The organism is Salinivibrio sp. KP-1, from assembly GCF_000968645.1.
GTDB lineage: Bacteria > Pseudomonadota > Gammaproteobacteria > Enterobacterales > Vibrionaceae > Salinivibrio > Salinivibrio siamensis.
Genome location: NZ_LAQR01000048.1, coordinates 105,299 through 119,222 on the forward strand (window position 1 = coordinate 105,299; position 13,924 = coordinate 119,222).

A 13,924-nucleotide genomic window follows, 5' to 3' on the forward strand; every position below is an offset into this window, starting at 1 on the left:
GTAACTGCATAACACGACCGAATTAATCCGGCCCATGTTCAAACTGTTTTAATGACTCATTGGGCGTATGCCATGGTGCCTTCGACGCCGTGTGAATGTGAAAATTTGGCGCGCATTGTGGGGCGGTATCCAAAATTCCCAGACGAATATTGAACACATCCTTATTGATTTTATGAGAGAAAAGACTCGACCCACAGTGCCCACAAAACGCGAGAACCGTTTCGGCACTCTTTTCATAATAGCGAAGATGATCTTGGCCCGCGGTAACGGCCACTTTTTCAGCCTCAATACCACCGACTGACGAATAATCTGCCCCGGTGAATTTACGACATTCAGAGCAATGGCAATTACCCATATAAAGGAAGGTATCTGGCAATGTAAGACGGACACCACCACATAGGCAGCTAGCAGAGAGCGTGGACATGAGCATATCCCTATCTAAAGTATCAGACTTCATTGTCTACTCTTGCCTAGTAAAAAACAATTAAAATGTTTGATTTCATAGGCATAACTGTCAGTTAATCTGCGCCAAAGATGTTTCCTTATCTCGTCGTCAAAGTATTTACAGTGTAAATACTTTGACACTGCGTCGATCCAACTAGACGCTTGACGAGCAAACGCTCACAATCCTGACGCCACCCTGAACATATAGTGACATTAGTCACATAAATTATTGCAGTTTATGAAAGCGCCCCGTAATATCATTGTCATAAAATTTGGGATAAAGGTCACATATACGTGACGTGATCTACGGACGGGCTGATCGTTTTTATCAAGTTGAGGGTGATATGACACTACTACGATCTTCATGTGCTGCTCGTGCCGTGCTCAAAGGGGCAGGCAAGTTTTTTGCTGTCGCGTGCTATCTCGCCGGTATTGCCGGCATTATTCATTACAGTGTGGCCGCGCATAATGTCGCATCAGAGTCTTCACTTATTGAGCTCTCACAGTTGCTCCTGCTGATCCTCACCGTATTCACGTTTCGCCGCGTCGCCAAGTTCAACCCTACGCTTTGTCACGCAGCAAAGCTTATGAGTGGTTTTTTCTTAGTGCTGATGATCCGTGAGCTCGATGCCACACTCGATATCGTAATGCATGGTTTCTGGAAGGTACCCGCATTGTTGGTCACCGGATTAACTCTTTGGCCAGCGATCAAACACGGCCGTGACACATTCACCAGCCTTGCCCATGCGCTGAGTGCCAAAAGCAGTACGATGCTGATTGTGGCATTGGGGCTACTGCTGGTTTACTCACGCTTATTTGGAATGGGCGAGCTGTGGGAGCAAGCCATGGGAGCCATGTATGTGCGAGACGTTAAAAATATCGCCGAGGAAAGCACAGAATTAGTGGCATACTCACTCATTTGGCTCTCGGCACTGGGTTATTGGTTAGAGTCGGTAAAGCCAGGCCATATTGCCACTCCCGCCTCACTCACGCACTCGGCGGAGCATGATTTACCCGCTCAGTAACGCTTCAATTTCGTTCACAATTGCTCGGCGTCGCCAGTAGGCGGCGTCGTGGCTTGATGCTATCATTGGGGGAAAGAGCAGCAGGAGCCAAGATGATGGCGCGGACGTTTGTTTTCCTTTTAATTGTTTTTTCTACATTTTCCTATGCAAACTCGGTTGACTCATCTCAATCCGACAAAGTCATAACCCACAAAAACGAGAAGATTTGCAAATCGACCTTTAGCCAAGAAATGATTAGCCAGCAAATGACGTTTAGTAATCAAGCTAATGCGCAAGACGTTAGGCGCATTGCCGAGCGTAAAATTGCTGCAGCCCGAAAAAAATTCGCCGATACCGGCAGCTACTGCGATGCCGCCCAAGTATTAATGACGTTCGAGCCTAAATCCCTAGCAGGTCAAGATGGCGATGCGCAGTTTCGCGAGTAATAGCGAACAGCCTGCTATTGACTTACATCTTTTTGTCGGTGACCAACAATCATAGGTCTTCTTGGTCAACGCACACTTTTCCTCCTCCCGCCTAGGCTGTGATACACTCCCGCCACGGATAAACAAGGGCTTTGATGATGAAAAAAATGCTATTTGTAGTCGCGCTAGCCGCGGCGCTGGCTGGTTGTGACAACGATGAAGTTGGGGACGTAAGCTTGGGGATGTTTACCATGAAAGACATCAAGCTTAACCATCTTGTCGATCCTGTGGTGAGCGGGGTAACGTGCCATGTCGCCTCTGTTGAAGCTGACTTAAGCTTTTCTGATCCCAGTGATAGTGCCATCTCTTGTCGTCAAACCGGTGAAATTACGCCAGAGATGATTGCCAATATCGATAAAAGCGCATCGGGCGAAGTGGTATTTAGAAAATCAAAAAGTATTTTCTTCAAGTCGATGAAGATTCGTCGGATCTTTGATGTAAAAAATCAAACCTTGATGTATCTCTCTTACTCAACAAAAGAAACATCCGGCAGCTTTAAGCATAGCTTGTCCACGGTTCCTCTTTGGGGCACCAAAGCCTATCAATCACAGTCACAACAATAATCGTCGCTGCGTGCCTTTTAGGTGCATGTGCTGATTTAGGCAACAACTCGATGAATACAGTAGAAACACACATAAACGCGTGGCTAGATGACGTGGTGATCGGGCTAAATCTTTGCCCTTTCGCTGCTAAGCCCCGTCGCAAACAACAAATTCATATTGATATTTGTGACGCCCAAGATGATACCGAGATTTTAACCGCGATTTATCAGGCTTTAGTCCATCTTGATCACACCGATCCTGCCATCACTGATACCACGGTGGTCGTGGTGCCCAACGCGCTCGCTGACTTTGATCACTACCTCGACTTAGTCGATGCTACCGAGGCGATGATTGACCACTACCACTGGCGGGGAATTTTCCAAGTTGCCAGTTTTCATCCCGACTACTGTTTTGAAGGCTGCGCCCCTGAAGATAGCGAGAACTTAACCAATCGCTCACCCTATCCATGCTTTCACTTAATCCGTGAGGCCAGTATGTCGCGCGCGCTCGCCCATTATGGCCAAGACCCAGAACAGATCCCCGCGCGTAACATTGCCCGTGTTTCAGCACTGACCCACGAAGAGCGTCAAGCACTCTTTCCTTGGGTAAAAGCCTCATCAGACTGAACCACTACCTGGGTTTGGGCAAGGTGTTGCCCCTCAAGCGACAGCGATAAAAGGTCGCCGTTTTCCAGCACACCAACCCCTTCGGGGGTGCCCGTCAACACAATGTCGCCTGGGTTCAACCAAAATGTTTGGCTTATATGCTGAATAAGCGTGATCACGGGCATTAACATGGTCGCGCTATTTCCCTGCTGCCGCATCTCGCCATTGATGGACAATGAAAATACGACCTCACGCCAATCATCAGGCACCGCCACAAAACGTCCAACCGCTGCGCTCCCCGCGAACGCTTTCGCCCGCTCCCAAGGTAACCCTTTTTGTTTTAAGCGGCTTTGCGTTTCACGACGGGTCAAGTCCAGCGCCAGTGTCATCCCGCCCAAGGCGTCTTCAACGGCTTGCTTAGTGGCATGAAATAAAGGTTTGGTGATCAGCACCGCCAACTCGGTTTCGTAGTGAACGGGGGCAAATGACGCCACTATCGCCAGCTTGTCATCCAGAGGTTGGATTGCACTCGGCGGTTTCATAAACAGAACCGGCTCATCCGGAATAGGATTGTTAAGCTCTCGCGCATGGGCAGCATAATTACGTCCTACACACACCACCTGTCCAACGGGCAAATCGATCGCCCCACCCTTTAACCATTGATGTTGATAACGCATCGGTTTTGTCCTTGCTAATGAAAAGTCGATCCCTGACTAATTTTGATAACGAAAAAGGCAAGAATGCAAGACACAGTTGGCATTTCCCGTGTCACTGACTTGTTGATTTTTCTATCTCGTCCAAGGATACAAAGAGAGATTGAAGGGAGCACCTATGCCGCAACATCCATTTGATCCCCCCATTCATTGCGTCATTTTTGATTGCGAGGGAACCTTAGTTGACTCAGAGAAATTATCCCACCAAGCCTTGGTAGAAACCTTCTCTACCTTTGGTGTGCGTGTTGACCTGCAAGACTCGCTCGATCATTTTGAGGGCGGAAAACTGACCGATGTCCTCCAGCAAACCTGCGAGCGAAGCGGCACACATATTCCTATAGATCAACTCGAGCCACGTTTTCGCCACTTATGTCGTCAGTATTTCGAGGCTGAGTTAGCGCCAGTAAAGGGCATTGAAACCGTCTTACAGGCGCTTGAACAGCAAGGGATTGATGTTTGTGTCGCATCAAATAGTCCGGTAGAAAAAATGGCCCATGCACTTCAACTCACCAAACTGTTGCCCTATTTTGAGCATCGCTTATTCAGTGCCTTTGAGACTAACAGCTGGAAGCCGGCCCCGGATCTTCTTCACTACGCTGCGATGAATATGGCATGCCCCACTGCCCAGTGTGTGTTCATCGATGACACCAACAAGGGCATACAAGCGGGGATCAATGCCGAGATGCGTACCATCCACTTTAACCCCAACCCCAATGTACCCACTACGGTGCACCCTTTGGTGACGCGGCTGTTTAAAAGTGAAGACTTACTCTCGTTTTTTCACAGGGCCAGCCTAAGCATCACGCGCTGAGCAACCACAGAGTGTCACCGCATGCTGCCGCCACCACTCCGTATCAATCCGGATAGTCTGACCCCCGTGGGCGTGCTGGATGTGCCACTCTCGGGTCACCATTAACACTGGCGTACCAGCAGGCACGGCCAATACACTAGCACGATCACTGTCTAGCGCTTCCCATGTGCTCGACCAATACACATCCGCATCGGCTGGCGTGTTTAACAACGTTGCTTGGTCGCCAGTTTGCCAGATGCTGGGGAAATAATCAGGATGGAGATACGTACGCACAAAGCCAACAGGGAGCTGTGCGATCTGAATCAGTCCCTCTCCCTCGAAGACCTGAGCAAATGGAGGCAGTTGCATCTGATCACTCACCGACGCCGACGCCATGGGCGTCTTTTGAGATAGCCAAGCAAATTGGCCACCGTGTTGAGAGAAATTGTGCTGCCAATCGACGAGTTGGCTGGGATCATACGCACAAGGGGTGGGCGCCACAAACCAACCACGTCGCTCTCGCCGATATATGCGTCCTTCCGCCTCAAGCACTGCAAGTGCCTCTCGCAAGGTGACACGGGTAGTGGAAAAGGTGTCTGCAAGCTGGCGCTCACCTGGGAGTTTTTTGTCCGGCGCCAATAAACCGCGATCAATTTGCGCTAATAACTGCTGGCGAATCACCATAAATTGCATCATGAGCTGTCAGGCCTGCGTGATCTTTGTATCGCTAGTGTGATCTTTCTCAATTTGCTGTCAAAACCTGTCCATTATGTCCAAGAAATAAACAGTGATTAAGATAGAATCGCCAGTCTACTCGGAATCGGAGCAAAGAACAAAAGATGCACTTAAGGAACACGCTGAGACATATTTCCCCACAACTAGGCCGACGTCTCGTGTGTATTACGCTTTTTTGTTGGTTAGGTTTGGCAGGACATATCACGCCCAGTTATGCCAAGGATAACCAATTGTCTGATTACTTTATTGAAACCTGGACCTCTGCCAACGGATTGCCGCATAACAGCATCAATGCCATTGCCCAAACCTCGGATGGCTACTTGTGGTTTGCCACTTGGGAGGGCGTGGCACGTTATAACGGTTTAGAGTTTGTGCGCTTTGACCGCGGCCCTGACACACAAATGAAAGATTCAGGGACGCGCGCCCTGGCGACAGGGCCTGACAATCAACTTTATGCCGGAGGGGCACGAGGCAGCTTAGTGATGCGACAAGGCTTTTCGTGGCAGGGCCTTCCCACAGCCCCCAGTCTCATTAATGATGCGCTCCATGACCAGACAGGTGGCTTGTGGTTAGCCGTAGAGGGAATGGGGATTGCTTACTACGCCCCTGAACAGCTCTCGCAACCCGACCCCACCCCACAGACATTTATCGATACCCTCAGTAGCTATCACTTGACCCAGACCGCCGATGGTCAAGTCTATGCGGCCACCGAAAAAGGGGTCTACCAACTGTCTTTGCAAAACGGCGCGACGCCTCTCTCTTTTCACAACCTGTTTCGCAAAGCCTTTTATGTCTCGAGTGGTCAGGATGGGAGCCTCCTAGTCGGCTCCGAAAATGGCGCTTGGCGCTATAAAAACAGTCGCTGGACGCCACTGGCGAGTGAGCTACTCCACCAAGCGATTACCATGGTTGAACAAGACAGCCGTGGTGCCTATTGGTTCGGGACCCTTAGCCACGGTATTGCTCACATGAAAGACCAACATATCGATTTTCTCGACGATCACCGCGGCCTGCCCAACAACCGGATATTATCCTGGTTTGAAGACAATGAGGGCAGCATTTGGATAGGCACTAACGGCGGTGCAATGCGGCTTAGATACGCACCTTTTGTGACGCTGACTCAAGACAATGGACTAGCCGGTGACTATGTGCGCACCGTACTTGCTGACGATAAAAATACGGTGTGGGCAGGGGCCAGTGAGGGGTTAAGCCAAATTGATATCGTACAAGGTAATGCCAAAGTACTCGCCAAGGATATATCGGTGCTCAGTCTCGCGCCTCGAGCACAAGGTGGGGTATGGGTGGGTACCTACCAACAAGGCCTCTACTACTGGCACCAAGGCGCGCTCACTCCCGCCGAAACCCTGAACGATCAATTGCCTGACAATGAAGTCAGGGCGATTGTCGAACGTGATGGTGCATTATGGGTGGGCACACCACGTGGCTTGGTCACGTTTTCGTCTCTCCCAGGCAGTCAATCCGCGCACTCGTCAACCGTTTATCAAAAGCGTGCACGCTACAATAGTCAAAATAGTGCCCTACCCGGTAACTATGTTATGTCGTTAACGTTCGATGAAACGGGCAAGCTATGGATAGGCACCGGCAGCGGAGCCGGGTATCTGATCAATGAGACCATCACGCCGCTCGATTTCACCGATCAAGAGCAAGCGCAGTATGTTTTTGGCTTTTTTCACGAGCCTGGCTACGTATGGATGGCCACTGATCGGGGTATTGTCCGTTATCGACAATCTGATAGCCAACTCGCGTTAGTCGGCCGACCACATGGTCTACCGATTGATAAGTTCTTTCAAATCATCAAAGGCGATGACCAAAGTTTTTGGTTGTCCAGTAACCGAGGGATCTGGCGGGTCAACTATCATCACGCGCATCAAGTGGCGGATAAAACCCGCGCGCGTATTGACTTTGAGCATTATGATCAAAGCGATGGCATGCTGAATAGTCAGGCTAACGGCGGCTCTAATCCTGCGGCGACAAAAACCGCGGCAGGCGATATTATCTTCGCCACCGCTCAAGGCGTGACGAGTGTTAAACCAGCGCGATTGTCACAGATGCTCAGCCAGCCCTTGCCGATCGTGATGCAGAACGTGCACTTTGATGGCCAAGCGATTAACCCAGAGGCGAGCAACAGAGCCCCTGCTGGTACCAATCGCGTCTCCTTTTCCTATGCTGCGCTTGGCTATACCATGCCAGAACAAATCCAGTACCGCACCCAACTAGAGGGCTTTGAGTCTGAATGGGCCTACCGTCACGAAAACCATATTGCCGAATATACGAATTTACCACCGGGTGACTACACCTTTAAAGTCAGTGCTCGCTACCCCTATAGCAACTGGAGTGATGATGTGCTTAGCTATCGCTTCAGTGTGACTCCCTCGCTTTGGCAACGGTCAGATATACGTGCGCTGGGGTTCTTGGCCTTAGTTACCCTCGCCTACGGCGCCTTTATGTGGCGAATCCGCCGAATGCAACAAAAAGAGGCGCAGCTAAAAGCGCTGGTGGAAGAGAAAACACACGCGCTACAAGCGCAAGCTGACGATTTTGAACGTATGTCGAAAGAGGATGCATTAACCGGCCTTGCGAATCGACGCGCCTTTGACGAATACTGGCACCTGGCCTTTGATGAAGCCAACCAGTCGGGGCAGCCCTTGCAAGTAGCGATTCTAGATATTGATCATTTTAAGCGCATCAACGATCAGCATTCACACCTGGTTGGCGACCAGATTATCCAACGAATCGGAAGCTTTTTAGATAAAGAACGCGAGCACTTAAGTCATATCGCCCGCTGGGGCGGCGAGGAATTTACGTTACTGTTTGCAGGGACACCGGCCGATGGTTATCGCTACTTTGATGGATTACGCCGTCGTATCGCGGCATTGACCCTTGACGACATTGCGCCGTCATTAAAAGTGACGGTCAGCATTGGTGTGGCTGGCAATCATCAGGCTAGCGATTATGTCGATGGCCTCAAGCAAGCTGACCAAGCCTTGTACCGTGCCAAGCGTGACGGACGGAACTGTGTGCGCCAACGTAGCGGACACGAGTCACAGCCATCCTAAACGTGAACGCCAAAGAAAAAAGGAGCGCGAATGCGCTCCTTTATACGATGCTTTGAATAGAGGCTTTATGGCCAAGGCTTAGGCCATGGTTTCTAAGCTCTTTTCATAAGACTCGTATTGTTTTGATACCGACTCGCTTGGGCCACCGGTTGCTTTACTCACCACAATCGCGCCCAATCCCGCAAAGATAAAGCCAGGAACAATTTCATACAAATCGAAAATGCCGCCTGAAAGCTGTTTCCATACCACAACTGTCACGCCGCCGACCAAAATCGCCGTCAGTGCACCGTTACGGTTCATGTCACGCCAGAACAGACTGAGCAGCAGTGCTGGGCCAAAGGCAGCCCCAAAGCCCGCCCATGCATACGACACGAGGCCGAGGACTGAGCTTTCTGGATCCATCGCTAAGCCAAGCGCAATCGCCGAGAGTAAGATAACAGCGCCGCGACCCACCATCACCACTTCTTGCGTAGAAGCATCAGGACGGAACACTTGCTTATAGAAATCTTCCGCTAACGCAGACGACGAAACCAGTAGCTGTGAATCCGCGGTACTCATGATCGCAGCCAAAATGGCGGCAAGCAGGATACCTGCGATAACAGGATGGAATGCCGCGTTAACGAGAAGCATGAAGATTTTCTCGCCATCCTTCAGATCGGCTGTCATGTCGTTTTGTACGTACAAAATGCCCACCAGCCCGATAAGCACCGCACCAAACATTGACAGCGCAGACCAACCAACGGCAATACGGCGCGCGGTAGTGATGTCTTTGTTTGAACGGGTGGCTTGGAAACGTGCCAAAATATGTGGCTGTCCAAAGTAACCCAGTCCCCATGCGGCCAGCGATACAATGCCGATCCAAGATAGCGGCTCGCCCTCAACATCACGCCAAAGCGTCATCAACTCAGGGTTAACAGCCGCCACATCGCTGCCAAGCTTAAAGATGCTCCCGTCCATGATCACGAAAGGCACAATCAGCAGGGCTGCCGCCATCAACAAACCTTGTACCAAGTCAGTCCAAGATACCGCCAAGAAGCCGCCGAACAAGGTGTAAGACACAACACAGATGGTGCCAATCACCACCGCAGTGGTGTAATCAAACCCAAACACCGTGGTGAAGAGTTTGCCGCCTGCAACCAAGCCGGAGCTGGTGTAGAAAAGGAAGAAAAGCAAAATGAAGAAAGCAGAGATGGTTTGCAGCAGTTTTGATTTGTCTTCAAAACGGCGGGCAAAAAACTCCGGTAACGTCAATGCGTTATCTGCTTCAATACTGTATGTACGCAGGCGTTTGGCACAAATTAACCAGTTCAGGTAAGTCCCTAACAGCAAACCGCCTGCTAACCAAAGTGATTCCATTCCCGCAGCGTAGGCATAGCCAGGAAGGCCAAGCAGCAACCAACCACTCATATCTGATGCACCCGCTGACAATGCAGCAGGCCATGGGCCTAAAGAACGCCCCCCGAGGAAGTAGTCTTCGGAGTTGGATGTGCGTTTGTAGGCATATACACCAATGGCAAGCATCATGATGAGATATGCCAGAAAGGTTGCACTGATGGCATAGCTATTGTCTATCATATCTGTCCCTCAATTACATGGCCCCAACCGGGGCCATTTCTGGAAAGTTAATGTTCACCACTGCCGAGTTCCAGAAGCGTGGCATTACCACCTACAGCAGTGATATTTATGGTTCGGGTGCATTCGGTCACAAAACGCAACACATAGTCAGGCGTGCCGATCACGGGATAGTCAGCCGTGTCAGTTTCCGCAACCAGTGTGGCAATCACACCCTTACGTTGTGCGAGCTGGCGATTGACATGTCGCACATGTGCGTCCTCCCCTGTCGTTGCCAACCCGACGATATGCGGATGAACCAGCAGATCGCTGAGCGCGTCAATACCAACGCGAACCGCCACACGGTCTGGGCATCCGGCTTTAATGAGGTCGGCCAGTACAGCGTCGACCATATCAGCGTGAGTGCCCTCAACACTCACTACCACACAATTACCAGCGACCAAGGCGGCGGCTAACTGGCCACATAAGGCAACGGACGTCAGCGAGGCATCGCCCGTCACCGCGACGGTGCCACGCCCGGCGGTATAGAGCTCGTTAGTTTCCCCCGTTGGCCCTGGTAATTCATGTACTTTGTTGAGCAGCCGCTCTGCGCTGTCGCACTGAAAACGGATCATGCTCGCCGCTTGGGCAAAGTCATCGCCCCGTGCGGCAACGGTTTCAGACCACCGCTGTAATAAAGTGATGCGGCCAGCAACGGTTTGATCGTTCCAGTCTTCCCATACCGCGTCACACTGCTCTAAAACGTTATTTAATTGCTCCATCACGCTTCTCCTGATCTTGATACCAACCGACTTATTGAACGTTTACTGACGCTTGTGTAAAGCGGTAGAGATAATGTGGTCCGCCCGCTTTCGGGCCGGTACCTGACAGGCCACGGCCACCAAATGGCTGAACCCCAACTACCGCGCCGACTTGATCGCGGTTTACATAGCAGTTACCCACGCGCGCTCGGTGCTCAATATGAGCACATGTGGTTTCATTACGGCTATGCACACCCATTGTCAGACCGAAACCAGTGCGGTTGATATCATCAATCACTTTGTCGAGTTCGTTTGCGCGATAACGAACAATGTGCAAAATCGGACCAAAGTGCTCTTCGCTCAGCTGGTCAATGCTGCGAATTTCAAAGGCCGTTGGCGGGACAAAGGTGCCTTTATCACACTCAGACGAGAGCGGGACTTGGGTGACCAATTTGCCGCTGCGTTTCATTTGTTCAATGTGAGCAAGCAATTTGTCTTTCGCGGTTTGATCAATCACCGGACCCACATCGGTAGAAAGGCGCTCTGGTCGCCCCACCGACAACTCAGCCATTGCGCCTTTAATCAGGCTAATTACACGGTCAGCAATATCCTCTTGAATGTAGAGAACACGCAGGGCTGAACAACGCTGACCCGCGGACGCAAACGCTGAGCGCAATACATCACGCACCACTTGCTCAGGTAATGCGGTACTGTCTACCAGCATAGCGTTTTGTCCGCCGGTTTCTGCCACCACAGGCACAGGATCAGCGTCACGCTCAGCCAATGTACGTGTGATACGCTGAGCAGTAGGCGTTGACCCTGTGAATGCCACACCGGCAATGCGGCTGTCTTCGGTCAATGGCGCACCCACCACAGGTCCACTGCCCGGGAGCAGTTGGATAACGCCAGCTGGGATCCCGGTTTCAAGTAGCAACTCAATCGCGCGATAAGCGATAATGGAGGTTTGCTCTGCCGGTTTTGCCACCACGGTATTACCGGCTACCAGCGCCGCACTGACTTGCCCCAAGAAGATAGCCAATGGGAAGTTCCACGGGCTAATACAGGTAAATACGCCACGACCTTGATAGCTTACGGACTGTATCTGGCCGTCAAAGCCTGTGTATGAAAGCGGCTCGCCCTGCAACGCTTTGGCCTGCTCGGGGTAGTAACGCAAAAAGTCGACCGCTTCACGCACTTCATCAATGCTGTCGTGAATCGTTTTACCGGCTTCGCGATGACAAATCGCCACCAATTCACCCAAATTCGCTTCGAGTTTATCAGCCAGGTCAAGTAAGTACTTACCACGCTCACTAACCGCTGTTTTCGACCACTCTGGGTAAGCATTCGCGGCAATATCGAGTGCATTGTTCACCTGATCAGACGTCGCCCAGTCAACTTGGCCGACAGGCTCCTCGCGATCATAAGGCGCAGCGATAGGATGCGTGTCACCAGCCAGACGCTGGCCATTGACAATGGGGCCGGCCTGCCATTGGTGCGCGCCCATAAAAGGCGCAACGCTTGCGGTGAATGGTTGCCATTCTGAGTCGATATCGGTCGCCACGCCTTGAGAGTTCTTGCGTGAGGGGCCAAAGATATCTAACGGCAGGGGGATACGATCGTTATGCAGTGTTTGGTTGGCACGCAATGTATCGACAGGATCGGCGATAAGATCATCAATCGGGCAACGCGCGTCGACCAAACGGTGAACGAACGAGCTGTTTGCGCCATTTTCCAGTAAGCGACGCACCAAATAAGGGAGCAAGTCTTTGTGGCTGCCCACTGGGGCATAAATGCGCACCTCGGTGTTAAATAAGGCTTTTGCATGGTTGTACAGCGCGTCACCCATGCCATGAAGGCGCTGGAACTCAAAGTCTTGATGGGATGCCATCGAGGCTATCGCGGCGATGGTATGGGCGTTATGACTGGCAAATTGCGGATAAATGAGGCCGCGGACATGCTCGCTCAACAGAAAACGGGCACAGGCGAGATAAGAGACATCAGTCGCCTCTTTACGGGTGAATACCGGATAGCCATGGTGTCCACCTTGCTGGCATAGTTTAATCTCGCTATCCCAGTACGCCCCTTTTACCAAGCGCATTGGGATCACATCACCTTGCTCTTTTGCTAACGCCGCTAACCAAGTAATCACAGGGAGCGCGCGTTTTGAATAGGCTTGCACCACCAAACCAAATTTACCCCAGCCCTGAACCACAGGATCGCGATATAGCTTTTCAAATAGGGCTAGCGAGAGTTCTAGACGATCCGCTTCTTCAGCATCAATGGTGATCGCCACATCTTTTTCACGGGCACGCTTGAGCAGTACCAACACAGTGTCGAACATTTCGTTCATCATGCGATCGTAGTTGGCTGCTTCATAGCGCGGATGCAAAGCCGACAGCTTAATCGACACCGACGGCGATGGACCTTGGTAGCTAGATTTGGCTTCGCCCACAGATTCAATGGCTTGTAAGTAGTCCGCTAAGTAGGCTTTAGCATCTTCTTGAGTGAGTGCCGCTTCCCCTAACATATCGAATGAGTAGGTAAAGCCGTTATTGCGGGGGCCTTCACCGTTCTTTTGCGCCTCATCAATATCACGGCCAAGCACGAACTGGTGGCCCATGATTTTCATCGCCTGATGCATGGCTTGGCGAATCACTGGCTCGGACATTTTGTTAACAAGACGGTTTATAACAGAGGCTGGTTTCCCTTCGGTGCTTTCATCCAAGGTCACCACTTTTCCGGTGAGCATCAGTCCCCACGTTGAGGCATTAACAAACAGGGAGTCGGAGTGGCGCAAATGGGCTTTCCAGTCAGCAACACTCAATTTATCGCGGATAAGTGCATCGGCGGTGTGCGAATCAGGGATGCGCATCAGCGCTTCAGCCAGACACATCAACAAAATCCCTTCACGGGTATCCAGGCTGTACTCAAGCAAGAGCGCATCAATCATTTGAACGGCTTTTTTATCCGCCCGTACCTGCTCAATCAACTGCGTGGCTTGACGACGTGTTTGCTCACGCTCACTGTCAGTGGCTTCCGCTAAGGGAATTAACTGTTGAAGCCATAGGCTTTCGTCAACGCAATACAGCGGAGAGATTTCAGACCAGATCTGCGCTAGTGGGCGCTCGATAAACGAGGGCTGCATAGCATCGATGGCTTTAAACATAGTGGTATCCTCACTCACGTCCTCCCAAACTCGGGCAGGAAAAATGTTACG

Annotated in this window: 12 protein-coding genes; 6 read left to right on the forward strand and 6 right to left on the reverse strand. The window is 51.2% G+C overall.

The genetic code is table 11. From position 1 onward, the window contains the following. Window positions 1-22: 22 nt before the first annotated feature. Complete coding sequence (locus tag WN56_RS13910) at window positions 23-424, reverse strand: GFA family protein (protein WP_046075574.1); 402 nt, start codon at window positions 422-424, stop codon at window positions 23-25. A 364-nt stretch (window positions 425-788) separates the two neighbouring features. On the opposite strand from WN56_RS13910, the gene WN56_RS13915 reads away from it, so the two are divergent. The 4 genes from WN56_RS13915 (at window position 789) to WN56_RS13930 (ending at window position 3,101) form a co-directional block, all read left to right on the forward strand. Next, on the forward strand, window positions 789-1,469 hold the full coding sequence (locus tag WN56_RS13915; protein WP_052708106.1) for a hypothetical protein: 681 nt from the start codon (window positions 789-791) through the stop codon (window positions 1,467-1,469). Between the two features lie 92 nt (window positions 1,470-1,561). Beyond that, a complete protein-coding gene (locus tag WN56_RS13920) occupies window positions 1,562-1,894 on the forward strand; it encodes a hypothetical protein (protein ID WP_052708107.1) in 333 nt (110 codons plus the stop codon). A gap of 146 nt (window positions 1,895-2,040) precedes the next feature. Next, the gene (locus WN56_RS13925; RefSeq protein WP_369795711.1) at window positions 2,041-2,496 is read left to right on the forward strand and encodes a CreA family protein; all 456 of its coding nucleotides are present in this window, start codon (window positions 2,041-2,043) and stop codon (window positions 2,494-2,496) included. 50 nt (window positions 2,497-2,546) lie between these two features. Then, window positions 2,547-3,101, forward strand: coding sequence for a DUF1415 domain-containing protein (locus tag WN56_RS13930; RefSeq protein WP_046075576.1), 555 nt, complete (start codon window positions 2,547-2,549; stop codon window positions 3,099-3,101). On the opposite strand, the gene WN56_RS13935 is transcribed toward WN56_RS13930, so the two are convergent. Beyond that, window positions 3,062-3,757, reverse strand: coding sequence for a fumarylacetoacetate hydrolase family protein (locus tag WN56_RS13935; protein WP_046075577.1), 696 nt, complete (start codon window positions 3,755-3,757; stop codon window positions 3,062-3,064). The genes WN56_RS13930 and WN56_RS13935 overlap by 40 nt on opposite strands. A gap of 154 nt (window positions 3,758-3,911) precedes the next feature. Between WN56_RS13935 and WN56_RS13940 the strand changes: the two genes are divergently transcribed. Beyond that, window positions 3,912-4,604 (forward strand): HAD-IA family hydrolase, encoded by a 693-nt coding sequence (locus WN56_RS13940; protein WP_046075578.1) that lies wholly within the window; start codon window positions 3,912-3,914, stop codon window positions 4,602-4,604. Here the strand turns inward: WN56_RS13940 and WN56_RS13945 are convergent. After that, complete coding sequence (locus WN56_RS13945) at window positions 4,587-5,279, reverse strand: GntR family transcriptional regulator (protein WP_046075579.1); 693 nt, start codon at window positions 5,277-5,279, stop codon at window positions 4,587-4,589. The two genes, WN56_RS13940 and WN56_RS13945, sit on opposite strands and share 18 nt — an antisense overlap. 269 nt (window positions 5,280-5,548) lie before the next feature. Here WN56_RS13945 and WN56_RS13950 point away from each other — a divergent pair, with 269 nt between their 5' ends. Further along, the gene (locus tag WN56_RS13950) at window positions 5,549-8,395 is read left to right on the forward strand and encodes a diguanylate cyclase (RefSeq protein ID WP_052708108.1); all 2,847 of its coding nucleotides are present in this window, start codon (window positions 5,549-5,551) and stop codon (window positions 8,393-8,395) included. A 78-nt stretch (window positions 8,396-8,473) separates the two neighbouring features. Here WN56_RS13950 and putP read toward each other — a convergent pair whose 3' ends face one another. From putP to putA, 3 genes are read right to left on the reverse strand one after another with little or no spacing between them, the layout of a single operon-like run. Next, window positions 8,474-9,970: a sodium/proline symporter PutP gene (gene putP / locus WN56_RS13955; protein WP_046075580.1), complete on the reverse strand. Its 1,497-nt coding sequence runs from the start codon at window positions 9,968-9,970 to the stop codon at window positions 8,474-8,476. 47 nt (window positions 9,971-10,017) lie between these two features. Then, window positions 10,018-10,728 carry an aldehyde dehydrogenase family protein gene (locus WN56_RS13960; RefSeq protein ID WP_046075581.1) on the reverse strand — a complete coding sequence of 237 codons (711 nt, stop codon included), beginning with the start codon at window positions 10,726-10,728 and terminating at the stop codon, window positions 10,018-10,020. A 31-nt stretch (window positions 10,729-10,759) separates the two neighbouring features. Beyond that, a complete protein-coding gene (gene putA, locus WN56_RS13965; RefSeq protein WP_046075582.1) occupies window positions 10,760-13,873 on the reverse strand; it encodes a bifunctional proline dehydrogenase/L-glutamate gamma-semialdehyde dehydrogenase PutA in 3,114 nt (1,037 codons plus the stop codon). Window positions 13,874-13,924: the final 51 nt, after the last annotated feature.

Bases quoted from the DNA above. Each gene is read 5' to 3' on its own strand.
- WN56_RS13910 (WP_046075574.1), bottom strand. From the start codon at position 424: ATGTCCACGCTCTCTGCTAGCTGCCTATGTGGTGGTGTCCGTCTTACA.
- WN56_RS13915 (WP_052708106.1), top strand. From the start codon at position 789: ATGACACTACTACGATCTTCATGTGCTGCTCGTGCCGTGCTCAAAGGG.
- WN56_RS13920 (WP_052708107.1), top strand. From the start codon at position 1,562: ATGATGGCGCGGACGTTTGTTTTCCTTTTAATTGTTTTTTCTACATTT.
- WN56_RS13925 (WP_369795711.1), top strand. From the start codon at position 2,041: ATGCTATTTGTAGTCGCGCTAGCCGCGGCGCTGGCTGGTTGTGACAAC.
- WN56_RS13930 (WP_046075576.1), top strand. From the start codon at position 2,547: ATGAATACAGTAGAAACACACATAAACGCGTGGCTAGATGACGTGGTG.
- WN56_RS13935 (WP_046075577.1), bottom strand. From the start codon at position 3,757: ATGCGTTATCAACATCAATGGTTAAAGGGTGGGGCGATCGATTTGCCC.
- WN56_RS13940 (WP_046075578.1), top strand. From the start codon at position 3,912: ATGCCGCAACATCCATTTGATCCCCCCATTCATTGCGTCATTTTTGAT.
- WN56_RS13945 (WP_046075579.1), bottom strand. From the start codon at position 5,279: ATGATGCAATTTATGGTGATTCGCCAGCAGTTATTAGCGCAAATTGAT.
- putP (WP_046075580.1), bottom strand. From the start codon at position 9,970: ATGATAGACAATAGCTATGCCATCAGTGCAACCTTTCTGGCATATCTC.
- WN56_RS13960 (WP_046075581.1), bottom strand. From the start codon at position 10,728: ATGGAGCAATTAAATAACGTTTTAGAGCAGTGTGACGCGGTATGGGAA.
- putA (WP_046075582.1), bottom strand. From the start codon at position 13,873: ATGTTTAAAGCCATCGATGCTATGCAGCCCTCGTTTATCGAGCGCCCA.